Origin of the sequence: Polaromonas sp. SP1, from assembly GCF_003711205.1 — a bacterium.
In the GTDB taxonomy this organism is placed as follows: Bacteria; Pseudomonadota; Gammaproteobacteria; order Burkholderiales; family Burkholderiaceae_C; genus Polaromonas.
The window spans coordinates 950,942-975,572 of sequence record NZ_CP031013.1; the positions used below are offsets into that span (position 1 = coordinate 950,942).

The window sequence follows — 24,631 nt, forward strand, 5'->3', positions numbered from 1 at the left end:
GTGACTTGAATTAGCGCTTGTCGAGGCCGGCGGGAGGCCAGCTTTCAAGGCGCATTCCTAGTGTCAGGCCGCGGGAGGCCAGCACTTCCTTGATCTCGTTAAGAGATTTACGTCCCAGATTGGGAGTCTTAAGCAGCTCGTTTTCAGTGCGCTGGATCAGATCGCCAATGTAATAGATGTTTTCCGCTTTGAGGCAGTTTGCCGAACGAACGGTGAGTTCGAGCTCGTCGACAGGGCGCAGCAGGATCGGGTCGAATTGCTGTGAACTGCGCTGAACGGGTGCGTCAAAAGCGGCCAGTTCATTACCTTCGAGCTGTGCGAACACGGCCAGTTGCTCAACCAGAATTTTTGCCGAAGCACGCACAGCATCTTCAGCCGTTACAGCGCCGTTGGTTTCGATTTCCAGCACAAGCTTGTCGAGGTCGGTGCGCTGCTCAACGCGGGCGCTTTCAACGATGTAGCTCACGCGCTTGACGGGCGAGAACGAGGCGTCCAGCACGATACGGCCGATCGATTTTGGCGACTCGTCACCGTAGCGGCGCTGGTTACCTGGCACATAGCCGCGGCCATTCTCCACCTTGATCTGCATGTCGATCTTGCCGCCATGCGACAGGTTCACGATCACGTGCTCAGGGTTGATGATTTCCACGTCGTGCGGCGTCTGAATATCGGCGGCGGTAACAGGGCCTTCGCCGTCTTTGCGCAAGCTCAGCGTAACTTCATCACGGTTGTGGAGCTTGAACACCACGCCCTTGAGGTTCAACAGGATGTTGACGACGTCTTCTTGCACACCGTCGATGGACGAGTACTCGTGCAGGACGCCCGCGATCGTCACTTCAGTGGCGGCGTGGCCCACCATGGACGACAACAGCACCCGGCGCAGCGCGTTGCCCAGCGTATGGCCGTAGCCACGCTCGAACGGCTCCAAAGTCACCTTGGCGCGGTTGGCGCCAAGCTGCTCAACATTGATGGTTTTTGGTTTCAACAAATTAGTCTGCATGCAGTCTTCCTCTCAATACCCTCGGTTCGTTACACCGATAAGGCCGGCGAAGCACACCCTGGCGATACGGTGCCCCGTATCGCAGGAACGAAAATTAGCGTGAGTACAACTCGACGATCAACGATTCGTTGACGTCGGCAGCAAACTCATCGCGGTCAGGAACCTTCTTGAAGGTGCCTTCGCCTTTGTCGGCATTCACATCGACCCAGGCAGGCAAGCCGACCTGTTTTGCGAGCTCAAGAGCTTCGGTGATGCGGGTCTGCTTCTTCGACTTGTCGCGCACGGCGACTACATCACCAGCCTTGACCATGTACGAAGGAATATTGACCGAGCTGCCATTTACCGTGATGGCCTTGTGCGACACCAGTTGACGCGCTTCGGCACGGGTAGAGCCAAAGCCCATGCGGTACACCACGTTATCCAGGCGGCATTCCAGGATGAACAACAGATTGGCGCCCGTGTTGCCCTTGCGACGATCGGCCTCTTCGAAATAGCGACGGAATTGCTTCTCGAGCACACCGTACATGCGCTTGACTTTTTGCTTCTCGCGCAATTGGAGGCCGAAGTCAGAGGTACGGGTACCGGAGGTACGGCCGTGCTGGCCTGGCTTGGAATCAAACTTGGCCTTGTCGCTGATGGCGCGGCGTGCGCTCTTCAGGAACAGGTCGGTGCCTTCACGGCGGGATAGTTTGGCCTTGGGGCCTAGGTAACGTGCCACTTGATTGTCCTTTTTTCATCTGCTGCAACTAAATGCAGGAGCCGGAGGTCATGACCTGCCGGCGGTGGGCTTGGTTAAAGATGCCTGGCACCTGACGGGCTGAAACAATCCGTCCGACAACCAGGCAAGGGATTAAATGCGGCGACGCTTTTGTGGGCGGCAGCCGTTATGCGGAACAGGAGTAACGTCTGCAATCGAGTTGATCCGGATGCCCAGTGCACCCAAAGCGCGAACTGAAGACTCACGGCCTGGACCAGGACCCTTGATTTCTACATCGAGGTTCTTGATGCCTTGCTCAATGGCGGCACGGCCGGCCACTTCGGAGGCGACCTGCGCGGCGAAGGGGGTTGACTTGCGCGAACCCTTGAAGCCCTGGCCACCGGAAGATGCCCAGGACAACGCATTGCCCTGACGATCCGTGATGGTGATGATCGTATTGTTGAAAGAAGCGTGAACGTGGGCGATGCCATCGGCCACGTTCTTGCGAACTTTCTTGCGAACGCGCTGTGCGGCGTTATTGCTTGGTGATTTTGCCATGACGACCTCTCAATTATTTCTTCAAAGCTGCAGCGGCCTTGCGCGGACCCTTGCGAGTACGGGCATTGGTCCGTGTGCGCTGGCCACGCATGGGCAAGCCACGACGGTGACGGAAGCCACGGTAGCAGCCGATGTCCATCAGGCGCTTGATGTTCATCGTGGTTTCACGACGCAAGTCACCTTCGATGGTGAACAGGGCGATCTGCTCACGAATTTTTTCCAGATCACCATCGGTCAGATCTTTGACCTTCTTGGCGTAAGCGATGTCACATGCTTCGCAAATTTTGCGAGCACGTGTGCGACCGATGCCAAAGATAGCAGTCAAACCGATTTCGGCGTGCTGCTGCGGCGGAATATTGATACCAGCGATACGAGCCATGTTCGTCCTCTAAAACTCTTGAAATCAGCCTTGACGCTGTTTGTGACGCGGATCCGTGCAAATCACACGGACAACGCCCTTGCGACGGATAACTTTGCAGTTACGGCAAATTTTCTTGACCGAAGCTGAAACTCTCATTTCTATTACTCCTAAACTTTCACTCTGTGCTTACTTGGCACGGAAAACAATTCGTGCACGCGATAAATCGTAAGGCGTCAATTCAACCGTTACCTTGTCACCGGGAAGAATGCGGATGTAGTGCATACGCATTTTTCCCGAGATATGCCCCAGTACAACATGTCCATTTTCCAGCTTCACCCTGAAAGTCGCATTGGGGAGGTTTTCTACAACCTCGCCTTGCATCTGGATCACATCGTCTTTAGACATATCCCATCAAATACCCAGTTAACCGCCCAGTGACGTCTTGAAGTTCGCCTTTTTTAGCAACGACTCATACTGTTGCGACATCATGTAGTTCTGTACCTGTGCCATGAAATCCATGGTCACCACGACAATAATCATCAACGACGTGCCGCCGAAATAGAACGGCACGTTGTATTTCAAAATCAAAAACTCCGGCAGCAGACATACGAAGGTGATGTATACAGCACCCGCCAACGTCAAGCGCACCAGGATTTTGTCAATGTAGCGAGCTGTCTGGTCACCCGGACGAATACCAGGAATGAACGCGCCGCTCTTTTTCAGGTTGTCTGCGGTTTCTCGGCTGTTAAATACCAGTGCCGTGTAGAAAAAGCAGAAGAACACGATCGCGCTGGCATACAGCATCACATAAATAGGCTGGCCTGGTGTCAGCGTGCTGGCGATATCTTTCAGCCAGCGCATGCTTTCACCCGAACTGAACCATCCCACCACAGTTGCGGGCAGCAAAATGATCGACGAAGCAAAGATGGGGGGAATCACACCCGCCATATTCAACTTCAAAGGCAAGTGCGATGACTGGCCGCCATAGACCTTATTGCCCACCTGTCGCCGGGCGTAATTCACAAGAATCTTGCGCTGCCCACGCTCCACAAACACCACAAAATAGGTCACCAACACAACGACAGCGACGATCAAGATGGCGATCAGAATGCTCATTGCGCCTGTACGCACCAGCTCCAGCAAACCGCCCATCGCGCTCGGCAATCCTGCCGCAATGCCTGCAAAAATCAGAATCGAAATTCCGTTACCCAAGCCACGCTCGGTAATCTGCTCACCCAGCCACATCAAAAACATCGTGCCGGCCGTCAGGCTAAACACGGCCGTCATGCGGAATCCAAAACCAGGCACCAACACCAGGCCCGGTGAACTCTCAAGTGCTACGGCAATGCCCATGGACTGGAACAAGGCTAGGGCTAAAGTACCGTAACGGGTGTACTGGGTAATCTTGCGACGACCCGCCTCACCTTCTTTTTTCATCTGCTCGAACGTCGGAACGACATACGTGAGCAGTTGCATGATGATCGAGGCCGAGATGTACGGCATGATGCCCAAGGCAAACACCGTGAATCGCGACAGGGCGCCACCGGAGAACATATTGAACAGATTCAATATGCCGCCTTGCTGACCCTTGAAAAGTTCTTTCAACTGACCAGGGTCAATCCCTGGCACCGGGATGTGCGCGCCAATGCGGTACACCACCAGGGCCAGCAGCAAAAACACAAGCCTGTTCCGCAAATCACCGTACTTGCCGGTTTTCGCAATTTGAGCCGAGTTAGTTGCCACTGATTTATCCAGTCAGGTATTTAAGCGACGGAGCCGCCGGCGGCTTCAATGATGGCCTTGGCACCTGCCGTGGCGGAAATGCCGTTCAGCTTCACAGCCTTGGACAGCTCACCCGACTTGATAACCTTGACGTTCTTGGCGAGCTGACCCACCAGGCCAGCCGTCTTCAGTGCCAGCAGATCCACTTCGGCCAGGCCGAGCTGTTCCAGCGCGCTCAAAGTGACTTCTGCATTGAATTTCAGCAGATGCGACTTGAAGCCACGTTTTGGCAAACGACGTTGCATGGGCATTTGACCGCCCTCGAAGCCTACCTTGTGGTAGCCGCCTGCGCGGGACTTTTGACCCTTGTGGCCGCGTCCAGATGTTTTACCCAGACCGGAGCCAATGCCGCGACCGACACGTCGTTTGGCATGTTTGGCGCCTTGGCCTGGCTTGATTCCGTTCAATTCCATTTTGAGTCTCCGCTCAGACAATCTTGACCAGATAGCTGATCTTGTTGATCATGCCGCGCACTGCGGGCGTGTCCTGCAATTCGCTGACGCTGTTGACGCCACGAAGGCCCAGACCGCGCACGGTGGCGCGATGCGATTCCTTGGTGCCAATCGGGCTGCGAACCAGCTGGACTTTTACTTTGGTTTCTTTGGTCATTTCAGTGCCGCCTTAGCCGAAGATTTCTTCGACGGATTTGCCACGCTTGGCCGCGATTTCCGAAGCAGTCGTGGAGTTGTTCAGTGCATCCATCGTGGCGCGCACCATGTTGTATGGGTTGCTCGAACCGTGGCTCTTGGCGACGATGTCGGTGATACCCATTACTTCGAAAACAGCGCGCATTGGGCCGCCGGCAATGATACCGGTACCCTTGGGAGCCGGCGCCATCATGACGCTGGCAGCACCGTGGTGGCCGAACACATTGTGGTGAATCGTGCCGTTCTTCAACGAGACCTTGGTCATGTTGCGACGCGCTTCTTCCATTGCCTTTTGCACAGCCGCAGGTACTTCTTTCGATTTGCCCTTGCCCATGCCAACGCGGCCGTCACCGTCACCAACCACCGTGAGCGCGGCGAAACCGAGGATACGGCCGCCCTTCACGACTTTGGTCACGCGGTTGACCGCGATCATTTTTTCCTTCAGACCATCGTCTGGAGCGTCGTTGTTCGATTTTGCTTGAAACTTAGCCATACTTAATTCCAGTCTGCTTAGAACTGCAAACCAGCTTCGCGAGCCGCATCAGCCAGCGCTTTAACGCGGCCGTGGTACGCAAAACCGGCGCGATCAAACGCCACTTTTTCAACACCTGCTGCTTTTGCCTTTTCAGCAATGCGCTTGCCAATGGCTTGCGCAGCAGCAACGTTTCCACCTTTACCCGAGGCGCCGATTTCCTTGCGCACTTCCACCTCTGCAGTGGAAGCGGCAGCCAGAACCTTGGTGCCGTCGCCAGAAATAACGCTGGCGTAGATGTGCAGATTGGTGCGATTGACGGTCAGACGGGCAACACCTTGCGTAGCAATGCGGATGCGGGTCTGGCGTGAACGACGAAGGCGCTGCTCTTTTTTGGTCAACATGATGCAGCTCCTTATTTCTTCTTGGTTTCTTTGATCGTGATTTTTTCATCCGCATAACGGATGCCCTTGCCCTTGTAAGGCTCGGGAGGACGAACAGCGCGCACTTCAGCGGCGATTTGCCCCACACGTTGACGATCAGAACCCTTGATCACGACTTCCGTCGGGGTTGGGGTTTCGACCTTGATACCGGCCGGCATGTCCATCACCACGGGGTGGGAGTAGCCCACCGTCAGGTTCAGCTTGGCGCCTTGCGCCTGTGCCTTGTAACCCACGCCGATCAGGCTGAGCTTTTTCTCAAAGCCCTTGGTCACACCCGTCACCATGTTGTTCACGAGCTGACGCATCGTGCCGCTCATGGCATTGGCTTCACGCGAATCGTTGGCCGGAACAAAAGTCAGCTTGCCCGCATCATTCTTGATGGTGACAAGTGCGTTCTGTGCCAGTGCCAGGGTACCGAGGGCACCCTTGACATTGATCTGGTTTTCTTTCATGGCCACGTCCACGCCTTGGGGCACGGTCACTGGCATTTTTCCTACACGAGACATTTCAGTTTCTCCTCAATGCCGCCGTTAGGCCACGTAGCAAAGCACTTCACCACCGATACCGGTAGCGCGGGCTTTACGATCAGTCATGACACCTTGCGGGGTCGTGACAATTGCCACGCCGAGGCCGTTCATGACCTGGGGGATGGCGCCATGGCCTTTGTAGACGCGAAGACCGGGGCGGCTGACGCGCTCGATGCGCTCAATCACGGGGCGGCCTGCGTAATACTTCAGGGCGATTTCCAGCTGGGACTTGCCTTCGTCGGTCTTGACGGAGAAGCCATCGATGTAGCCCTCATCCTTCAGTACCTGCGCGATGGCAACTTTGACTTTCGACGACGGCACCAGCACAACGGCTTTTTCAACCATTTGTGCATTGCGGATGCGGGTCAACATGTCGGCGATAGGATCACTCATGCTCATTTTGTGGTTCTCCTATGCTTACCAGCTTGCCTTGGTGATACCAGGGATATCACCAGCAAAAGCCAACTCGCGAATTTTGGCGCGAGCCAGGCCGAATTGACGGAACGTACCGCGTGGTCGACCCGTGATTTCGCAGCGGTTGCGCTGGCGAGTCGGGTTGGCGTTGCGGGGCAACTTTTGCAACTCAAGACGGGCCAGAGCGCGCTCTTCATCGGAGCGCTTGGCGTCGTTGGACGTTGCCTTGAGTTCAGCGTATTTTTTGGCGAACTTGGCGGCGAGTTTCTCGCGCTTCAGTTCACGTTGCAGTAAAGCTTGTTTTGCCATGTCCCGCCTCAGTTCTTGAACGGAAAACGGAAAGCGGTGAGAAGTGCCTTGCACTCTTCATCGGTCTTCGCCGTTGTGGTGATGCTGATATTGAGACCGCGCAGGGCGTCAACCTTGTCGTACTCAATCTCAGGGAAAATGATTTGCTCTTTCACGCCGATGTTGTAGTTTCCGCGGCCGTCAAAGGCCCGGCCGGAAATACCGCGGAAGTCACGCACGCGGGGCAGGGCCACGGTAACGAAACGATCGAGGAACTCATACATCTTCACGCCGCGCAGGGTCACCATGCAACCGATAGGCAGGTCTTCGCGGATCTTGAAACCGGCGATAGCCTTCTTGGCCTTGGTCACGACAGGCTTTTGGCCGGCGATCTTGGTCATGTCGCCGACGGCGTTGTCCATGACCTTCTTGTCGGCAACAGCCTCGCTCACACCCATATTGAGCGTGATCTTGGTGATGCGGGGAACCTGCATGGGCGAGGTGTAGCCGAATTTCTCAACCAGGCTGGGGGCGATTTTTTCGCGGTACTGGGCTTGCAGGCGGGCCTGCGGAGCAGCTTGTTGTACAGGTGCGGTCTTTGCCATGTTATGCAGCCTTGATTTCTTCGCCGCTGGACTTGAAGACGCGCACTTTCTTGCCGTCTGCCAGGAGCTTGATGCCAACGCGATCCGCCTTGCCGGTAGCGGCATTGAAGATTGCCACGTTCGACTGGTGAATCGGCATGCTTTTTTCGACGATGCCGCCGGTGGTGCCCTTGAGGGGATTGGGCTTGGTGTGTTTTTTCACCAGGTTGATCCCGTCCACCAGCACGTAGCTGTCGTCTTTGCGCAGCGAAATTTTGCCGCGCTTGCCTTTGTCGCGACCGGCGATCACGATGATCTCGTCGCCTTTACGGATTTTGTTCATGGCGAGTCCTTACAGAACTTCAGGAGCCAGGGACACGATCTTCATGAACTTTTCAGTGCGCAACTCGCGCGTCACTGGTCCGAAGATGCGGGTGCCGATAGGCTCCAGCTTGGCGTTAAGCAACACTGCTGCGTTGCCGTCGAATTTGACGAGGGAGCCGTCACCGCGGCGGATGCCCTTGGCGGTGCGAACGACCACAGCACTGTAAACCTCGCCTTTTTTGACGCGGCCACGTGGAGCGGCTTCTTTGATGCTCACCTTGATGACGTCACCAACGCTGGCGTACCGGCGCTTGGAGCCGCCCAGAACCTTGATGCACATCACGGACTTGGCACCCGTGTTGTCAGCAACATCGAGCTTGGATTGCGTTTGAATCATTTAAATGTGTTCCCAACTTGCACCGGAAGGCAACCCCTTGGGGCCACCAGCCAATCAGTCTTGGGCCTGTCGTCCACACTGCAAACCACTTGCAATGCTTCCGTTAGGCAGAATTCCTCGCCTTTTTAGAGCGAAGCCCACGATTATGGCGGAGTTGTCCTGCGCTGTCAACCGGCTACTTTGAAAATATCCCCACTACGCGCGCATCCGCCCCCTGAACACGGTTGCTGCGGGAAGTTACAGGAAGAACAGAAGCAGGGAAAGCCTGAAACCGGAGACGCTGCGGGGCGTAATCTCCCGATAGCCTGGAACGCAGTCCAGACAAAAGTTTAGGGCCAAATTGGCACTTTGCCCAATAACCACCTTGGCCTTTTGCTATCAAAAACAGAGTGAATGAGTGCTCACTTTTATCGACCCTCAATCGGGCAAGCTCAGATATTGGCTGCAAAGCAACACAAATGCGTCCAGCTGCGGATCCACCCCGTTTTCCTCTTGCAGCAGCTTTGCGACGGCGGGTGCGAGCGTTCTGGCCAGCGCGGCATCCAGAAACAACAGGCGGGACCTGCGCGCCAACACGTCCTCTACGCAGCGCGCATATTCATAACGAGCGGCAAAGCGCACCATGGCTTCGGTCAGCCCGCCGCCCAGTTCACGGCCGGCGCCTGGCAGGCTTTCCATGGCCGGGGCATCGCTTCCATATAAATGAGCCCCGGGCGCTTCGCTGATCGTGTGACCCGAATTGTGAGCACCAACCAACTTTAATTGCGTGGTGGCGCCATTCGGGCGCGACGGCAGCAAGGCCGCGGCAAAACACTTGTCCAGCACATCCTCTGCCATGGCCCGGTAGGTAGTCCATTTGCCGCCCGTCACCGTGACCAGGCCGCTTTTGCTGACCAGCACGGTGTGTTCGCGCGACAGCGCCTGGGTGCTGCCGGCGTCGTCGTCCGGCGGTTTAACCAGCGGGCGCAGGCCAACCCAGATGCTTTTGATATCCGCCGGGCCCGGAGCGCGGCTCAAGTAACGTGCCGACTCGCGCAGGATGAAATCGACCTCTTCCCTGAAAGGCAGCGGCTCGCGCGCCAGGTCATGGCGTGGGGTGTCGGTGGTGCCCAGAATGGTCTTGCCCAGCCAGGGCACTGCAAACAGCACCCGCCCGTCGGCCGTTTTGGGGATCAGCATGGCGTGATCGGTGGGCAAAAAGGAGCGGTCGACCACGATGTGCACGCCCTGGCTGGGCGCCACCATGGGTTTGGGGTCGCGGCCTATTGCCTGCCCGTCCTGCAGGCGCAGCTGGTCCACCCAGACGCCGGCCGCATTCACCACGCAGCTCGCCCTGATGTCAAAGGTGCGCCCCGTTTCCTGGTCGCTCGCATGCAGGCCGACGAGCTTGCCGTTTTCATGGATCAACCCCGTGGCGGCGCAGTAGTTCACCAGCAGCGCGCCCTGGCGTGCCGCCGTGCGGGCCAGCGCCAGGGCCAGCCGCGCGTCGTCGAACTGGCCGTCCCAGTACTTGACGCCGCCCTTGAGGTCTTGCGCCTGCACCGTCGGCAGGCAAGCCTGCGTTTCACGCCGGCTGAGGAATTCCGTTGCCCCCAGGCCCGCCTTGCCGGCCAGGGCGTCATACATCTTGAGCCCGATGCCGTAAAACGGCGCTTCCCAGAACTTGTAGGAGGGCATCACAAACGCCAGCGGCTGCGCCAGGTGCGGCGCATTGGCCAGCAGCGTGGTGCGCTCGTGCAAGGCCTCGCGCACCAGCGAAATGTTGCCCTGCGCCAGGTAACGCACACCGCCGTGCACCAGCTTGGTGGCGCGGGACGAAGTGCCTTTGGCAAAGTCGTGCGATTCGACCAGGATCACGGAGAAGCCGCGCGCAGCGGCATCCAGCGCCACGCCCAGGCCGGTGGCGCCGCCACCGATGATGGCGACGTCGTAGTGGCGCGGCTCGGCCACGCGGGCCATCAGGTCCTGGCGCCGTGTGGCGGCAGGCGCGAATTCAGTCGTCATGGGCTTTGCTTCCCGTTGTCATAAAAACCCATTTTTAAAGTGCGGCTAGCTTACCCCAGCACCATGGCGGGCCATGGCGGCTGGAGCCTTCAGCGAACCAGCAAAAAGCAGGCCGTGCAGCACGCAGGCGCCGCACGGCCGCACGGCTTAGCGAACCTTGCCGTCCTTCCAGGCTTGCAGCAACTTGTCGTAGTTGATGGTTTCGCCTTTGGGCTTTTCATTGCTCAGTTTGGCCCAGGGTGCGGCCTTGTCGCTCAGCCACTTGGCAGGGTCACCCTTGGGATTGAGTTTGGGCGGGCACTTGGCCATGCCGGCGCGCTCAAGCCGGCCCATCACGTCATCCATCTCGCCGGCCAGCGTGTCCATGGCGGCCTGCGGCGTCTTCTCGCCCGTCACGGCTTGAGCCACGTTCTTCCACCACAGCTGCGCCAGCTTGGGGTAGTCGGGTACGTTGGTGCCGGTAGGCGACCAGGCCACGCGCGCCGGGCTGCGGTAGAACTCCACCAGGCCGCCCAGCTTGGGCGCCATGTCGGTCATGGCCTTGGACTGGATGTCCGACTCGCGGATCGGCGTGAGGCCGACGATGGTCTTTTTCAGCGAGGTGGTCTTGGCGGTGATGAACTGCGCGTACAGCCAGGCGGCGGCCGTCTTGTTCTCGTCGTGGGCGGCAAAGAAGGTCCAGCTGCCGACGTCCTGGTAGCCGTTTTGCATGCCCTGCTTCCAGTACGGGCCGTTGGGGCCGGGCGCCATGCGCCACTTCGGCGTGCCGTCGGCGTTCACCACCGGCAGGCCCTTCTTGGTCATGTCGGCGGTGAAGGCCGTGTACCAGAAGATCTGCTGGGCGATCTGCCCCTGGGCCGGCACCGGGCCGGCTTCGCCGAAGGTCATGCCGGTGGCTTCCTTGGGCGCGTACTTCTTCATCCAGTCCACGTACTTGGTCAGCGCGTAAACCGCCGCCGGCGAGTTGGTCGCGCCACCGCGCGCCACCGAGGCGCCCACCGGCGTGCACTTGTCGGCCGCCACACGAATGCCCCATTCGTCGATCGGCAGGCCGTTGGGCGTGCCGATGTCGGCCGTGCCGGCCATCGACAGCCAGGCATCGGTAAAACGCCAGCCCAGCGACGGGTCTTTTTTGCCGTAGTCCATGTGGCCGTAGATGGGCTTGCCGTCGATGGTCTTCACGTCGTTGGTGAAGAACTCGGCGATGTCTTCATAGGCGCTCCAGTTCAGCGGCACGCCCAGGTCGTAGCCGAACTTGGCCTTGAACTTGTCCTGCAGGTCCTTGCGCGCGAACAGGTCGGCGCGGAACCAGTACAGGTTGGCAAACTGCTGGTCGGGCAACTGATAAAGCTTGCCGTCGGGCGCGGTGGTGAACTTGGTGCCGATGAAATCCTTCAGGTCCAGGCCGGGGTTGGTGTACTCCTTGCCCTTACCCGCCATGTAATCGGTCAGGTTCAGCACCTTGCCGTAGCGGTAGTGCGTCCCGATCAGGTCGGAGTCGCTGATCCAGCCGTCATAAATCGACTTTCCCGACTGCATGGAGGTCTGCAGCTTCTCGACCACATCGCCTTCCTGGATCAGGTCGTGCTTGACCTTGATGCCGGTGATTTCCTCGAAGGCCTTGGCCAGCGTTTTGGATTCGTACTCATGGGTGGTGATGGTCTCGGACACGACCGAGATTTCCTTCACGCCCTTGGCCTGCAGCTTCTTGGCTGCATCGATGAACCATTTCATCTCGGCCAGCTGCTTGTCTTTGGACAAGGTGGATGGCTGGAACTCGTTGTCAACCCACTTCTTCGCCTCGGCTTCGCCTGCCCAGCTGTGGCCGGCCATGGCACACACCGCGGCCACCGCCAGCGCCGTATAACGCATCTTCATGACTTGTCTCCTCATAGTTCACTCCCCGTGGTTGAAGGCTTGTTCGGCTCCGGGGAACAATGAGCCGGGGTCCTTTTTGTTTTCACTTTCTTCCTTCTTGCTTCCTACTTCTTTTGCGCCCATCAACCCTTGCGCATGATGAATGCGAGCAATGCGATTGACAGCACAAAGCTGATCCAGATTGAGGGGTCCGCCTCGAGTCCCAGCCAGCCGGCGAGCTTGCCGCTGATGCCGACAAAGATCAGGTTCAGATAAGCCGCACTGAGCAGGCCGATAAAAAGCCGGTCACCGCGTGTGGTCTCCAGCGGCAAAAAGCCGCGCCGCATCGTCGTCGGCGACTTGATCTCCCACAGCGTCATGCCGACCAGCATCAACACGATGCAGCTGAAAAAAATCGCCACCGGCGTCGTCCAGGCCATCCACTCAAACATCTGTCGCCTCCTTTTTAACGGCCTCAGCGCCGCACATGAATCCATGCAAGTGCCACCGCGGAACCGGCTCTGCCGGGCCGCAAGTGGCGCCCCCTGAGGGGGAGGCGCCGAAGGCGCTTCGGGGGGGAGTCATACCCGGCCCATCGCGAAACCCTTCGCGATGTAGTTACGAACAAACCAGATGACGATAGCGCCCGGCACGATGGTCAGCACGCCGGCGGCGGCCAGCGTCGCCCAGTCCATGCCCGAAGCCGACACGGTGCGCGTCATGGTCGCCACGATGGGCTTGGCATTGACGCTGGTCAGCGTGCGCGCCAGCAGCAGCTCCACCCAGCTGAACATGAAGCAGAAAAACGCCGCCACGCCCACGCCGGCCTTGATCAGCGGCAGGAAGATGCGCACAAAAAAGCGCGGGAAGGAATAGCCGTCGATGTAGGCGGTTTCGTCGATTTCGCGCGGGATGCCGCTCATGAAACCTTCCAGGATCCACACCGCCAGCGGCACGTTGAACAGCAGGTGCGCCAGCGCCACCGCAATGTGCGTATCCATCAGCCCCACCGTTGTGTAGAGCTGGAAGAAAGGCAGCAAAAACACCGCCGGCGGCGTCATGCGGTTGGTCAGCAGCCAGAAGAACACATGCTTGTCACCCAGGAAGCTGTAGCGCGAAAACGCATAGGCTGCCGGCAGCGCTACGGTGATGGAGATCACCGTGTTGATGGCCACGTAAATCAGGCTGTTGATATAGCCCGAATACCAGGACGGGTCGGTGAAGATGGTCTTGTAGTTGTCCCAGGTGAAGTGCTGGGGAAAAAACGAGAAGCTCGAGAGGATCTCGGCATTCGTCTTGAAGCTCATGTTGACCATCCAGTAGATGGGCAGGAGCGCAAACAGGATGTAGGCGATCAGGAACAGCGTGCGCGCCTGGAACTTTGGCGTATTCGGTGTGTTCATTCCACGCCCTCCTTCTCTTGCGTGCCCACACGCTGCATCCAGTTGTAGAGGATGAAGCACAGCAGCAGGATGATCAAAAAGTAAATCAGCGAGAAAGCCGCCGCCGGGCCCAGGTCAAACTGGCCGACAGCTTTTTGCGTCAGGTATTGCGACAGAAAGGTCGTGGCATTGCCCGGCCCGCCGCCCGTCAACACAAAAGGCTCGGTGTAAATCATGAAGCTGTCCATAAAACGCAGCAGCACCGCGATCATCAGCACGCCGCGCATCTTGGGCAGCTGGATGTAGCGGAACACGGCGAACTTGCTGGCGCCATCGATGCGCGCAGCCTGGTAGTAGGCATCCGGTATCGAGCGCAGCCCCGCATAACAGAGCAAGGCCACCAGTGGTGTCCAGTGCCAGACGTCCATCATCAGCACCGTCACCCAGGCATGCGTGGCATTGCCGGTGTAGCTGTAGTCAAAGCCCATCTTCTGCAGCATCGCGCCCAGCAGGCCGATGTCTGCGCGGCCATAAATTTGCCAGATGGTGCCCACCACGTTCCACGGAATGAGCAGCGAGAGCGCCACCAGGACCAACACCAGCGAGGCCTTCCAGCCCTGCGCCGGCATGGACAGCGCCAGCGCGATGCCCAGCGGAATCTCGACCGCCAGCACCGCCAGCGAGAAAGTGAGCTGACGCCACAGCGCGGCATGCAGTTCTTCGTCGCGCATGACGGACGCAAACCACTCGGTGCCGACGAATACACGCCGCTCGGGCGAGATGATGTCCTGCACCGAGTAGTTGACCACCGTCATCAGCGGCAGGATGGCGGAGAAGGCCACGCAGATGATGACCGGCAGCACCAGCAGCCAGGCCTTCTGATTGACCGGTTTCGTTGTCGTGCTCATGGATTTGCCCCCACGCTTGTTACTGCGTGTACTACGCTGCCCCCCGAGGTGGTGCGAACTTGCTTGAAGCGGTTCTGCGCTGCGTTCATGCATCCACCAATTCATCATTGAGATACAGGCAGGTGTGCGGCCCCATCACCTGCAGCCAGACTTCCTCACCCACCTGCGGCGCGCGAGAAGCGGGATTCAGCCGGGCCTTGAGCGTGTGCTCGCCGATGCGCGCCGTCAACATCAGGTGCGTGCCGATGTCCTGCACCATCGCGACGGTAAAGGGCAGCGCCGCGGGGTCGCCGGGCGCCGTCTTCACCACGTACTCGGGCCGCACGCCCAGCTTGAGCTCACCGTCGGGCATGTCGCGCCCGGGCGGCAACGCCAGCGGCCGGCCTGCAACAAGCATCGATCCGCCCGTCACCGTGGCCGGTAAAAAGTTCATGCCGGGCGAGCCGATGAAGTGGCCCACAAAGGTATGGCGTGGCCGCTCGAACAGCGCGTCGGCCGAGCCGGTTTGCACCGCGCGGCCGCGTGTCATCACCACCACTTCTTCGGCAAAGGTCAGCGCCTCGACCTGGTCGTGCGTCACGTAAATCAGCGTGAGCTTGAGCTCGTGGTGGATCTGCTTGAGCTTGCGCCGCAACTGCCATTTGAGGTGCGGGTCGATCACCGTGAGCGGCTCGTCGAACAGCACCGCCGACACGTCGGGCCGCACCAGCCCGCGGCCCAGCGAGATCTTTTGCTTGGCGTCCGCCGCCAGCCCCGCCGCACGGTGGTTGAGCTGGCCGCTCATGTCCAGCATCTCGGCGATTTCGCCCACGCGTTTTTTGATCTGGTCTTCCGGCACCTTGCGGTTGCGCAGCGGAAAGGCCAGGTTCTCGGCTACCGTCATGGTGTCGTAGATCACCGGGAACTGGAAGACCTGCGCAATGTTGCGTTGCTGCGGCGTGGCCTGCGTCACATCCACGCCGTCGAACTTGACCGTGCCGTGTGACGGCACAAGCAGGCCCGACATGATGTTGAGCATGGTGGTCTTGCCGCAGCCCGAGGGGCCCAGCAGCGCGTAAGCGCCGCCGTCGCGAAAGCTCATGGTCAGTGGCAGCAATGCGTAGTCGCTGTCTTCGCGCGGGTTGGGCCGGTAGGCATGGGCCAGGTCCAGGTCAATGCGGGCCATAAAACCTCCCTGCGGGAATGAAGAAGGGGTATTTCATGCAGCGCCTCCCCTGCGCGCGGGCGCCAGCAGCAGCGCACCGTTCGCATCAAACACATAGACCTGCGCCGGATCCAGGTACAGGGTAATCGGCGCGCCGAGATCGAAGTAATGCACGCCGGTAAGCTGCGCCACCAGCTCACCCACAGCGGTGCCCACATGCACGAAGGTGTCGGAGCCCGAAATCTCGGCCAGCTCGACCTTGCCGGGCAGAGCCACATCGCCGCCCCGCGCGGTGACGCGCAACGCGCTGCCGCGAACACCCGCCGTGAAAGATGTGAGACGCTCAGCCGGAGCGTCCGGCAGCTTCAGCGCCAGCGCCGGGCCGCCCGTCAGCTGCAGCCCTTGCGCAGCGGGCGACGCAGCCATCAGGTTCATGGGCGGATCGCTGAAAGCCCGCGCCACACGCAGCGATTGCGGTGAATGAAAGACCTCTGCCGTCGGGCCGTACTGCAGCAGCTCGCCGCCGTCCATCACGGCGGTGTAGCCGCCCAGCAGCAGGGCTTCGCCCGGCTCGGTGGTGGCGTAGATCACGGTGGAGTCGCCGGCGGCAAAGAGCTGGGTCAGCTCTTCGCGCAGTTCCTCGCGCAGCTTGTAATCGAGGTTGACCAGCGGTTCGTCCAGCAACATCAAGGGCGCGCCCTTGGCCAGCGCGCGCGCCAGCGCCACACGCTGCTGCTGCCCACCCGAAAGCTCGGCCGGGTAGCGGTCCAGGAACATGTCGATGTGCAGGCGTTCGGCCAGGCCGCGCACTTTCTGGTCGATGTCTTTTTCGCCGCGCAGCTTGAGCGGTGAGGCGATGTTGTCGGCCACCCGCAGCGAGGGGTAGTTGATGAACTGCTGGTAGACCATGGCGACGTTGCGTTCGCGCACCGGCATGCCGGTCACGTCGGCGCCATTCACCAGGACCTTGCCCTGCGTCGGGACGTCCAGCCCCGCCATGATGCGCATCAGGCTGGTTTTGCCGGCCTGCGTGGCGCCCAGCAGCACCGTGACTTCCCCGCTGCGCGGCGCCAGGCTCATGTCGTACAGCCATTGCTCGGCGCCGACTTTTTTGCTGATGTGGTCCAGGGCCAGTTGCATCACGCCGCTCCCCTGCCCGGCAGGGGCTCAAGGCGGCCGGCCCGGGCGTGGGCCAAGGCTGTCGCAACCCGGAAATTGAAGATGCTCGACAAGAAAACACTCCCCTCGAAATGTGTGGTCGAAACCTGGGCTTCGTTCGGTTTTTTTCTATTTTTCTTCCTTTGTGATTGTTTTATCTAATTGTTTTCCCTTATCTGTTTCCTTTTGTTTCGATATAAAGTTTCTCTCAAGGCCTATTCGGGCTTCCCTTAAGTCCTTCTCAGTCCTTTAATTTCCGATTCCCCCAGACTTGGACCCGCGTGAACTCCAATCCCAGGCAAATCAAACTTCTTGACGTGGTGCGAGCCCACGGCTCGGCCTCCGTTGAGCAGTTGGCTGAAAAGCTCGACGTCACCTTGCAAACGGTGAGGAGGGACGTGCAGCGCCTGTCTGAAGCCGGGCTGCTGACGCGCTTTCACGGCGGCGTGCGCGTGCCCAGCTCCACCATCGAAAACATCGCCCATCGCCAACGCGAAAGCCTGAATGCCGAAGGCAAGGAGCGCATCGCCCGCGCGGTGGCCGGCCGCATCCCCAACGACTGCTCGCTGATCCTCAACATCGGCACGACCACCGAGGCCATCGCCAAGGCCTTGCTGAACCACAAGGGCCTGCGTGTCATTACCAACAACCTGAATGTGGCGGCCATCCTCTGCGGCAACACCGACTGCGAAGTCATCGTGGCCGGCGGTGTGGTGCGTGCGCGCGACCGCGGCATCGTGGGCGAGGCGGCGGTTGATTTCATCCGCCAGTTCCGCGTCGACATTGCCGTCATCGGCATCTCGGGCATAGAGACCGACGGCTCCCTGCGCGACTTCGACTACCGTGAGGTCAAGGTCGCCCAGACCATCATCGAACACGCCCGCGAGGTCTGGCTGGCCGCCGACAGCAGCAAGTTCAACCGCCCGGCCATGGTCGAGCTGGCCACGCTCTCGCAGATCGACCGGCTCTTCACCGACACCGCGCCGCCCGAGCCCTTCCCGGCGCTGCTGGAGGAAGCGGGTGTCAGCTGTGAAGTGGCTCATCCTTAAACACAAGCGCCGCCGGGCAGCTTTGATGGCTTTCATACACTCACGCGCATGACCTACCTTCTTGCCCTCGACCAGGGAACCTCCAGCTCCCGCAGCATCGTGTTTGACGAACACGGCCACATCGTGGCCCTGGCGCAGCAGGAGTTGCCGCAGATCTACCCCAAGCCTGGCTGGGTCGAGCACGACCTCAACGAGATCTGGCGCACCCAGCTGGCGACAGCGCGCGAAGTGCTGGCCAAGGCGAACATCAAGGCCGGCGACATCCGCGCCCTGGGCATCACCAACCAGCGCGAAACCACCGCCGTCTGGAACCGCAAGACCGGCCAGCCCATCCACCACGCCATCGTCTGGCAGGACAGGCGCGCCGAAGCCACCTGTGCCGCACTGCGCGAACAAGGCAAGGAACAGCTGATCCAGTCCAAAACCGGCCTGTTGATCGACGCCTACTTCTCCGGCACCAAGCTCAAATGGCTGCTCGACAACGTGCCCGGCGCACGTGCCCAGGCCGAGCGCGGCGAGCTGGCTTTCGGCACCATCGACAGCTGGCTGATGTGGCAGCTCACTGGCGGCGCGCTGCATGCCACCGACGTCAGCAACGCCTCACGCACCATGCTGTTCAATGTGCACGCCAACCAGTGGGACGACGAGCTGCTTGAGCTGTTGGGCATTCCGGCCTCGCTTATGCCCAGGGTGCTGCCGTCCAGCGCGCATTACGGCGACGTGAAGCCCGAACTGCTGGGCCATGCGATGGCCATCGGCGGCGTGGCCGGCGACCAGCAAAGCGCCCTCTTCGGCCAGGCCTGCTTCAAGGCCGGCATGGCCAAAAATACCTATGGCACCGGCTGCTTCATGCTGATGCACACCGGCGGGCAGTTCCAGACCTCGCACAACGGGCTGCTGACCACCAGCGCAGCGCAACCCTCCGAAAAAACCCAATTCGCCATCGAAGGCAGCGTGTTCGTCGGCGGCGCGGTGGTGCAGTGGCTGCGCGACGGCCTGCACGCCATCAAGGGCAGTGCCGAAGTGCAGGCGCTGGCCGAAAGCGTGCCCGACTCGGGCGGCGTGATGATGGTGCCGGCCTTCACCGGCCTGGGTGCGCCCTACTGGAAGCCCGATGCACGCGGCACCATCACCGGCCTGACGCGCGGCACCACGGTGGCCCACATCGCACGCGCCGCGCTGGAAAGCATCGCCTACCAAAGCGCCGCCTTGCTGCAGGCCATGAGCCGCGACGCGGTCGGCGCCGGCGCCGCGCCCGTGGCCGAGCTGCGGGTGGACGGCGGCGCCTGCGTGAACGACCTGTTGATGCAGTTCCAGGCCGACTTGCTGGGCATCCCGGTGATCCGCCCGGCCGTGATCGAAACCACTGCGCTGGGCGCCGCCTACCTGGCGGGACTGTCCAGCGGCGTGTACGGCAACATTGACGAGCTCTCGGGCATGTGGCGCGCCGAGCGCAAGTTTTTGCCCACGCTGGGCGCAGACCGGGCCGCCGAGCTGATGGCCCGGTGGGAGCAGGCGGTGCGGCAGACCGTGCTGCAGTAAACGCAGCCCTGTCACATTCCCGGCAAGCGCGGTCGCTAGACTGGCCGCATGGACATCCCTGCCACCTCCCTCTCAAGGCGCCGGCTGGTGCTCGGAACCGCCGCGGCCGCGGTTCTGGGCCTGACTGGCTGCAGGGCGCGGCAACCCGTCGCCGCACCGGATCAGCCGCCCCGCACGCGCCTGCGCCTGATCGGTGAATCCCGCTTCGCGCACCGCCTGCAGTTCCAGGGCACCACGGTGGGCGGGCTCTCTGGCATTGACTATGACGCGGCCAATGACCTCTACTACCTGATCAGCGACGACGGCTCCAGCATCAACCCCGCGCGCTTCTACACCGCCCGCATCGCGCTGGGCATGGACAGCCTGGGCCCGCCCGAGTTGCTGGGCGTGACCACCTTGCGCCAGGCCGACGGCAGCGCCTACCCTTCTTCCGCCCTGCAAGGCCGGCAGGTGCCGGACCCTGAATCCATCCGCTGGCGGGCCGGCAGCCGGACCGTGCTCTGGACGAGCGAAGGCCACGCGCTCACAGGCGCAGCGCCGGCGCTGCGTGAAACACGCCCTGACGGCACGCTGGTGCGCGAGTTTTCGCTGCCCGCGATGTTCGACTTCCAGCTCACTCAGGGCCCGCGCGGCAACCTGACGCTGGAAGGCCTGGCCCTGACGCCCGATGGAAAGACAGCCTGGCTCGCCATGGAAAACGCCTTGCGCGAGGATGGGCCCGTGCCCACGGTGCTGGCGCCGGGCGGCCCCTGCCGCTTCACGCAGATCGACCTGGCCACCGGAAAAGCCCTGCGGCAAATCGCCTATGTGCCCGACGCCATCCCGCGCGCAGCCAGGCCGCCCACCGCCCATGCCGACAACGGCGTGGTGGAAATTTTGATGCTCGATGCCGACCGCATGCTGGTGCTGGAGCGGGCCTACATGGCCGGCTGGGGCCCGGACACCGGCAATTCGCTGCGCCTGTACCTGGTCGATACGCGGCAAGGTTCCGACACGCTGGCAACGCCTGTTCTGCAGCCTGGCGCCTACCGTGCGGTCGACAAAACCCTGATGGCCGACTTTTCCGCCTTCACCGGCCCGGGCGCCGGCCCCCGGCTGGAGCGCCTGGACAACACCGAGGGCATGGCCTGGGGCCCGGTGCTGCCGAACGGAAATCGCAGCCTGGTCTTCATTAGCGACGACAATTTCAGTTCCCGGCAAATCAGCCAGTGGCTGGCCTTTGAATTTTTGGACTGACAACGCATGACTTCCACTCCCCGCGCAAGCAACGACCACATCGCCTTCATAGGCGGCGGCAACATGGCCAGCGCCATCATCGGCGGCCTGATCAAGCAGGGGCTGCCCGCCGGCCAGATCCAGGTGGTGGAGCCTTTTGCCGAGCAACGCGCCAGGCTCACGCAGCAGTTCGGTGTGCAGGTGCATGAAGCGCCGGGCGCATCGCTGGCCGGCACCGGATTGGTGGTCTGGGCCGTCAAGCCGCAGACCTTCAAGGAGGCAGCACTGCAAACGCAGCCCCATACCCAGGCGGCGCTGCACCTGAGCGTAGCGGCCGGTGTGCGCTCCAGCAGCATCGCAAACTGGCTGGGCACCCACCGCGTGGTGCGCGCCATGCCCAACACGCCAGCGCTGGTAGGCAAGGGCATGACGGCACTGTTTGCACGCACAGCCGCCACCAACACCGACCGGCTGGCGGTCGAAAAAGTGATCAGGCCCACGGGCGACTACCTGTGGCTGGAAGAAGAATCCCAGCTGGACGCGGTCACCGCGCTGTCCGGCTCGGGCCCGGCCTATGTGTTTTATTTCATCGAGGCGATGATCGAAGCCGGCGCCGACATGGGCCTGTCTGCGGACCAGGCGCGCCGGCTGGCGATCGGCACCTTTGTGGGCGCCTCCGCGCTGGCGCAGGCCTCCGACGAGCCCCCGCAGGAGTTGCGCGCACGGGTCACCTCCAAAGGCGGAACCACCTACGCTGCGCTGACCTCGATGGAGCAGGATCGCGTCAAGATGCAGTTCATGCGCGCCATCCACGCCGCCCGCCAGCGAGCGGCGGAGCTGGGCGACGAGTTCGGTGACACCTGAGGTTTAAGCAAAAAAAGCCTCCAGCCCAATCAACGCCTGGACTTATAGCTATATTTTTTATAGCAAACCATCCAAGCCCCGAAAACAGCAGGCCCGGCACAGGCCGGCACAGGGGCTGGTCAACCGCCCGGCAGGCGCAAACGTTGAACAGGGGCGTACGTGCAGCCTGTCTTGAACCACACGGTGTGGCAAACCCCGGCAGCAGTCGCGTTACAACTTTTCTAACATCCGGAGCTTCACATGAACAAACTTCTGTCCACCCTCATCAGCGCCGCCGTCCTCGCCATGCCCCTGGCCGTGATCTCCACGCAGGCATCGGCCCAAACCGGCGCTCCCGCCGCTGCACCAGCAGCTGCACCCGCAGCAGCCCCTGCCGCTGCCCCTGAGAAAAAAGCCGCCGCCCCTGCCAAGGCAAAAGCCAAGAAGGCCAAGCACAAGGCTAAAGCCAAGGCCAAGAAAGCCGTCTGATCACACCGACGCAAACAAAAAAGCCCGCCAAGTGCGGGCTTTTTTCATGGGCGGTCGTTTCGGGTCATCGGCCCAGGTAAGACAACGCGATCCCCGCAAATACCGTAAACCCCAGCCAGTGGTTCAGGCGAAACGCCTTGAAGCAGTCTTCGCGTTCCCGCTTGCGGATCAGCCAGCCATGCCACAGCGCCTGCGCCAAAGCCGCGCCCAACGCTATCAAATAGATAGCTGACTGCACAATACCAGCAAGGGCCCAGGCCCAAATCGACACATAAAACAGGTAGCAGAGCATAACCGCCGCCACATCAAAACGCCCCAGGGTGATGGCCGAGGTTTTCATGCCGATCTTCAGGTCGTCGTCGCGGTCCACCATGGCGTATTCGGTGTCGTAGGCAATCACCCAGAACAGGTTGCCCAGCAGCAGCACCCAGGCCAGCAGCGGCACACGCGACTGGACAGCCGCAAACGCCATCGGAATGCCGAAGCTGAACGCCACGCCCAGCACCGCCTGCGGCATGGAGACATAGCGCTTGGCATACGGGTACACCAGCGTGACGGCCAGCGCGGCAAACGACCAGGCGATGGTGACGGTGTTGGTGGTGAGCACCAGCCCGAAAGCCAGCAGCGCCAGCACGGCGCCGACGACAAGCGCCTCGCGCACCGACACCGCGCCACTCGTCACCGGCCGCTGGGCCGTGCGCTTGACGTGGCGGTCAAACTCCCGGTCGGCCACGTCGTTGATGCAGCAGCCCGCGCTGCGCATCAGGATGGTTCCGAGGGTGAACACCGCCACCAGGTGCCAACCCGGAAAGCCGTGCGAGGCGACCCACAGCGCCGACAACGTAGGCCACAGCAGCAGCAACCAGCCCGCCGGACGGTTCCAGCGGATCAGTTGCAGGTAGAGATCGAGTTTTTGCTTCAGCAAGCCGGAAGGCTCATCAGTCTTCAAGCAGCGAACGCAGCATCCAGGCCGTTTGCTCATGCACCGTCAGGCGCTGCGTCAGCAAATCGGCCGTCGGCTCGTCGTTCGCCTTGTCGGCCAGCGGGAACAGTTCCCGTGCCGTACGCGCCACGGCTTCATGGCCCTGCACCAGGATGCGCACCATCTCCAGCGCCTTGGGCGGCACTACGGGCACATCGGGGATGGAAGCCAGCTTGCTGAATTGCGCGTAAGAGCCGGGCGCCGGGTGGCCCAGCGAGCGGATGCGTTCTGCCACCGGGTCGACCGCGGCCCACAGCTCGGTGTACTGCGTCATGAACATCAGGTGCAGCGTGTTGAACATCGGGCCCGTCACATTCCAGTGAAAGTTGTGGGTGGTGAGGTAGAGCGTGTAGGTGTCGGCCAGCAGGCGGCTCAGGCCCTTGGCGATCGCTGCGCGGTCTTTTTCACTGATGCCGATGTTGATGGAAGGTGCCGATTTGCTTGATGCCTTGGCCATGGTGTTTCCTTTTTTAAAAAATCAGGTTTTAACTTTACGAAATCAGGGTGAAGGCGGCAACAGCCGCACGCAATACCCGCCATAGGCGACGTCACGACAGGCGATGGACGCCAGGCAGTTCGCACGCATAGATGGCATTGCGCAGCGCGGCGATGGCCTCGTAGCGGGTAAAACTGCGCCGCCACGCCAGCACCACGCGCCGGCTCGGCACATCGCCTTCGAAGGGCAGGTATTTGATGAACGAGGGCTGCTCCGCCGCCACTTTGTTGCGGCTTTCTGCGGGCTTTCCTTTGGCGGATTTCGCGGGCTTTGCGGCCGCGGCCTGCTCTGCAAGCGCCTCTTTGGGCACACCCAGGCGCGGCACCAGCGTAATGCCCATGCCCGCGGCCACCATGTGCTTGATGGTTTCCAGCGACGAGCCTTCAAAGCTCTTGCTGATGCCCTCGGCACTGCTGGAAAAGCGCGCAAATTCGGGGCAGACCTCGAGCACGTGGTCCCGGAAGCAATGGCCGGTACCCAGCAGCAGCATGGTTTCTTTCTTGAGCTCCTCGGCCGTCACGCTTTTGCGCGCAGCCAGCGGGTGGGCGCTGGGCACTGCCGCCATGAAGGGTTCGTCGTAAAGGGGCGCGATCGCCAGGTTGGTATCCGGAAAGGGTTCGGCCAGGATGGCGCAGTCGATCTCGCCGGTGCGCAGCTCTTCAAGCAGCTTGACGGTGAAGTTTTCCTGCAGCATGAGCGGCATCTGCGGCGTGTGCGCGATCGCCTGGCGCACCAGGTCGGGCAGCAAATAAGGGCCAATGGTGTAGATCACGCCCAGGCGCAAGGCGCCGGCCAGCGGGTCCTTGCCGCGTTTGGCGATTTCACGGATGTTGTCAGCCTGCTCAAGCACGCTCTGCGCCTGGCGCACGATTTCTTCCCCCAGCGGCGTGACGGTGATTTCGTTGGCGTTGCGCTCAAAGAGCTTGACCTGCAGCTCTTCTTCCAGTTTCTTGATGGCCACGCTGAGCGTGGGCTGCGAAACGTGGCAAGCATCGGCGCCCTTGCCGAAATGCTTTTCGCGGGCCACAGCGACGATGTATTTGAGTTCGGTCAGCGTCATGGGCTTAT

General features: G+C 60.9%; 32 protein-coding genes. 5 read left to right on the forward strand and 27 right to left on the reverse strand.

Features of this window, described 5'->3' with window-relative positions; translation table 11 throughout:
* Positions 1-10: 10 nt before the first annotated feature.
* From rpoA to DT070_RS04610, 24 genes are all read right to left on the reverse strand, one after another.
* A complete protein-coding gene (gene rpoA, locus DT070_RS04495; protein ID WP_122954336.1) occupies positions 11-1,000 on the reverse strand; it encodes a DNA-directed RNA polymerase subunit alpha in 990 nt (329 codons plus the stop codon).
* 94 nt (positions 1,001-1,094) lie between these two features.
* Complete coding sequence (gene rpsD / locus DT070_RS04500) at positions 1,095-1,718, reverse strand: 30S ribosomal protein S4 (RefSeq protein WP_122954337.1); 624 nt, start codon at positions 1,716-1,718, stop codon at positions 1,095-1,097.
* A gap of 132 nt (positions 1,719-1,850) precedes the next feature.
* Entirely contained in the window at positions 1,851-2,255 is a 405-nt protein-coding gene (gene rpsK, locus DT070_RS04505) for a 30S ribosomal protein S11 (protein ID WP_007869288.1), read from the reverse strand.
* Positions 2,256-2,268: 13 nt separating this feature from the next.
* A complete protein-coding gene (gene rpsM / locus DT070_RS04510; RefSeq protein ID WP_074579313.1) occupies positions 2,269-2,634 on the reverse strand; it encodes a 30S ribosomal protein S13 in 366 nt (121 codons plus the stop codon).
* A 24-nt stretch (positions 2,635-2,658) separates the two neighbouring features.
* Entirely contained in the window at positions 2,659-2,772 is a 114-nt protein-coding gene (gene rpmJ, locus DT070_RS04515) for a 50S ribosomal protein L36 (RefSeq protein ID WP_028820150.1), read from the reverse strand.
* 30 nt (positions 2,773-2,802) lie between these two features.
* Positions 2,803-3,021, reverse strand: coding sequence for a translation initiation factor IF-1 (gene infA / locus DT070_RS04520; protein ID WP_007869286.1), 219 nt, complete (start codon positions 3,019-3,021; stop codon positions 2,803-2,805).
* Positions 3,022-3,039: 18 nt separating this feature from the next.
* Positions 3,040-4,359, reverse strand: a complete 1,320-nt coding sequence (gene secY, locus DT070_RS04525) for a preprotein translocase subunit SecY (RefSeq protein ID WP_122954338.1) — start codon at positions 4,357-4,359, stop codon at positions 3,040-3,042.
* 20 nt (positions 4,360-4,379) lie between these two features.
* Positions 4,380-4,811, reverse strand: a complete 432-nt coding sequence (gene rplO, locus DT070_RS04530; protein WP_122954339.1) for a 50S ribosomal protein L15 — start codon at positions 4,809-4,811, stop codon at positions 4,380-4,382.
* A 13-nt stretch (positions 4,812-4,824) separates the two neighbouring features.
* Complete coding sequence (gene rpmD, locus DT070_RS04535; protein WP_122954340.1) at positions 4,825-5,007, reverse strand: 50S ribosomal protein L30; 183 nt, start codon at positions 5,005-5,007, stop codon at positions 4,825-4,827.
* 12 nt (positions 5,008-5,019) lie between these two features.
* Positions 5,020-5,538: a 30S ribosomal protein S5 gene (rpsE, locus tag DT070_RS04540; protein WP_092130234.1), complete on the reverse strand. Its 519-nt coding sequence runs from the start codon at positions 5,536-5,538 to the stop codon at positions 5,020-5,022.
* Positions 5,539-5,555: 17 nt separating this feature from the next.
* Positions 5,556-5,921 carry a 50S ribosomal protein L18 gene (gene rplR / locus DT070_RS04545; RefSeq protein ID WP_007869273.1) on the reverse strand — a complete coding sequence of 122 codons (366 nt, stop codon included), beginning with the start codon at positions 5,919-5,921 and terminating at the stop codon, positions 5,556-5,558.
* An 11-nt stretch (positions 5,922-5,932) separates the two neighbouring features.
* Positions 5,933-6,466, reverse strand: coding sequence for a 50S ribosomal protein L6 (gene rplF, locus DT070_RS04550; RefSeq protein WP_122954341.1), 534 nt, complete (start codon positions 6,464-6,466; stop codon positions 5,933-5,935).
* Between the two features lie 24 nt (positions 6,467-6,490).
* A complete protein-coding gene (gene rpsH, locus DT070_RS04555; protein WP_122954342.1) occupies positions 6,491-6,886 on the reverse strand; it encodes a 30S ribosomal protein S8 in 396 nt (131 codons plus the stop codon).
* 18 nt (positions 6,887-6,904) lie between these two features.
* Positions 6,905-7,210 carry a 30S ribosomal protein S14 gene (gene rpsN, locus DT070_RS04560; protein ID WP_092130237.1) on the reverse strand — a complete coding sequence of 102 codons (306 nt, stop codon included), beginning with the start codon at positions 7,208-7,210 and terminating at the stop codon, positions 6,905-6,907.
* An 8-nt stretch (positions 7,211-7,218) separates the two neighbouring features.
* Positions 7,219-7,794: a 50S ribosomal protein L5 gene (gene rplE / locus DT070_RS04565; RefSeq protein WP_122954343.1), complete on the reverse strand. Its 576-nt coding sequence runs from the start codon at positions 7,792-7,794 to the stop codon at positions 7,219-7,221.
* A 1-nt stretch (position 7,795) separates the two neighbouring features.
* Complete coding sequence (gene rplX, locus DT070_RS04570) at positions 7,796-8,116, reverse strand: 50S ribosomal protein L24 (RefSeq protein WP_122954344.1); 321 nt, start codon at positions 8,114-8,116, stop codon at positions 7,796-7,798.
* A gap of 9 nt (positions 8,117-8,125) precedes the next feature.
* The gene (gene rplN / locus DT070_RS04575) at positions 8,126-8,494 is read right to left on the reverse strand and encodes a 50S ribosomal protein L14 (protein ID WP_007869247.1); all 369 of its coding nucleotides are present in this window, start codon (positions 8,492-8,494) and stop codon (positions 8,126-8,128) included.
* A gap of 417 nt (positions 8,495-8,911) precedes the next feature.
* Positions 8,912-10,498, reverse strand: a complete 1,587-nt coding sequence (locus DT070_RS04580; RefSeq protein WP_122954345.1) for a glycerol-3-phosphate dehydrogenase/oxidase — start codon at positions 10,496-10,498, stop codon at positions 8,912-8,914.
* A 147-nt stretch (positions 10,499-10,645) separates the two neighbouring features.
* Positions 10,646-12,376 carry an ABC transporter substrate-binding protein gene (locus DT070_RS04585; RefSeq protein WP_122954346.1) on the reverse strand — a complete coding sequence of 577 codons (1,731 nt, stop codon included), beginning with the start codon at positions 12,374-12,376 and terminating at the stop codon, positions 10,646-10,648.
* Positions 12,377-12,498: 122 nt separating this feature from the next.
* Positions 12,499-12,807 carry a DUF2160 domain-containing protein gene (locus tag DT070_RS04590; RefSeq protein WP_122954347.1) on the reverse strand — a complete coding sequence of 103 codons (309 nt, stop codon included), beginning with the start codon at positions 12,805-12,807 and terminating at the stop codon, positions 12,499-12,501.
* A gap of 129 nt (positions 12,808-12,936) precedes the next feature.
* The gene (locus tag DT070_RS04595; RefSeq protein ID WP_122954348.1) at positions 12,937-13,758 is read right to left on the reverse strand and encodes a carbohydrate ABC transporter permease; all 822 of its coding nucleotides are present in this window, start codon (positions 13,756-13,758) and stop codon (positions 12,937-12,939) included.
* The gene (locus tag DT070_RS04600; protein ID WP_092130243.1) at positions 13,755-14,645 is read right to left on the reverse strand and encodes a carbohydrate ABC transporter permease; all 891 of its coding nucleotides are present in this window, start codon (positions 14,643-14,645) and stop codon (positions 13,755-13,757) included. The genes DT070_RS04595 and DT070_RS04600 overlap by 4 nt, the downstream gene beginning before the upstream one ends.
* 85 nt (positions 14,646-14,730) lie before the next feature.
* The gene (locus tag DT070_RS04605; RefSeq protein ID WP_122954349.1) at positions 14,731-15,810 is read right to left on the reverse strand and encodes an ABC transporter ATP-binding protein; all 1,080 of its coding nucleotides are present in this window, start codon (positions 15,808-15,810) and stop codon (positions 14,731-14,733) included.
* 33 nt (positions 15,811-15,843) lie between these two features.
* Positions 15,844-16,929, reverse strand: coding sequence for an ABC transporter ATP-binding protein (locus tag DT070_RS04610; protein ID WP_122954350.1), 1,086 nt, complete (start codon positions 16,927-16,929; stop codon positions 15,844-15,846).
* A 299-nt stretch (positions 16,930-17,228) separates the two neighbouring features.
* Between DT070_RS04610 and DT070_RS04615 the strand changes: the two genes are divergently transcribed.
* The 5 genes from DT070_RS04615 to DT070_RS04635 all read left to right on the forward strand — a co-directional run bounded on the left by DT070_RS04615 (position 17,229) and on the right by DT070_RS04635 (position 22,085).
* Positions 17,229-17,996, forward strand: coding sequence for a DeoR/GlpR family DNA-binding transcription regulator (locus DT070_RS04615; protein ID WP_122954351.1), 768 nt, complete (start codon positions 17,229-17,231; stop codon positions 17,994-17,996).
* 48 nt (positions 17,997-18,044) lie between these two features.
* Positions 18,045-19,538, forward strand: a complete 1,494-nt coding sequence (glpK, locus tag DT070_RS04620) for a glycerol kinase GlpK (RefSeq protein ID WP_122954352.1) — start codon at positions 18,045-18,047, stop codon at positions 19,536-19,538.
* A gap of 48 nt (positions 19,539-19,586) precedes the next feature.
* Complete coding sequence (locus tag DT070_RS04625) at positions 19,587-20,774, forward strand: esterase-like activity of phytase family protein (RefSeq protein ID WP_122954353.1); 1,188 nt, start codon at positions 19,587-19,589, stop codon at positions 20,772-20,774.
* Positions 20,775-20,780: 6 nt separating this feature from the next.
* Positions 20,781-21,617: a pyrroline-5-carboxylate reductase gene (gene proC, locus DT070_RS04630; protein ID WP_122954354.1), complete on the forward strand. Its 837-nt coding sequence runs from the start codon at positions 20,781-20,783 to the stop codon at positions 21,615-21,617.
* 240 nt (positions 21,618-21,857) lie between these two features.
* A complete protein-coding gene (locus tag DT070_RS04635; RefSeq protein WP_122954355.1) occupies positions 21,858-22,085 on the forward strand; it encodes a hypothetical protein in 228 nt (75 codons plus the stop codon).
* A 64-nt stretch (positions 22,086-22,149) separates the two neighbouring features.
* Here the strand turns inward: DT070_RS04635 and ubiA are convergent, their stop codons facing one another.
* The 3 genes from ubiA to DT070_RS04650 form a co-directional block, all read right to left on the reverse strand.
* Positions 22,150-23,007 carry a 4-hydroxybenzoate octaprenyltransferase gene (gene ubiA / locus DT070_RS04640; protein ID WP_369973944.1) on the reverse strand — a complete coding sequence of 286 codons (858 nt, stop codon included), beginning with the start codon at positions 23,005-23,007 and terminating at the stop codon, positions 22,150-22,152.
* A 16-nt stretch (positions 23,008-23,023) separates the two neighbouring features.
* A complete protein-coding gene (locus DT070_RS04645) occupies positions 23,024-23,524 on the reverse strand; it encodes a Dps family protein (protein ID WP_122954357.1) in 501 nt (166 codons plus the stop codon).
* 91 nt (positions 23,525-23,615) lie between these two features.
* On the reverse strand, positions 23,616-24,623 hold the full coding sequence (locus tag DT070_RS04650) for a hydrogen peroxide-inducible genes activator (RefSeq protein WP_122954358.1): 1,008 nt from the start codon (positions 24,621-24,623) through the stop codon (positions 23,616-23,618).
* Positions 24,624-24,631 lie beyond the last annotated feature (8 nt).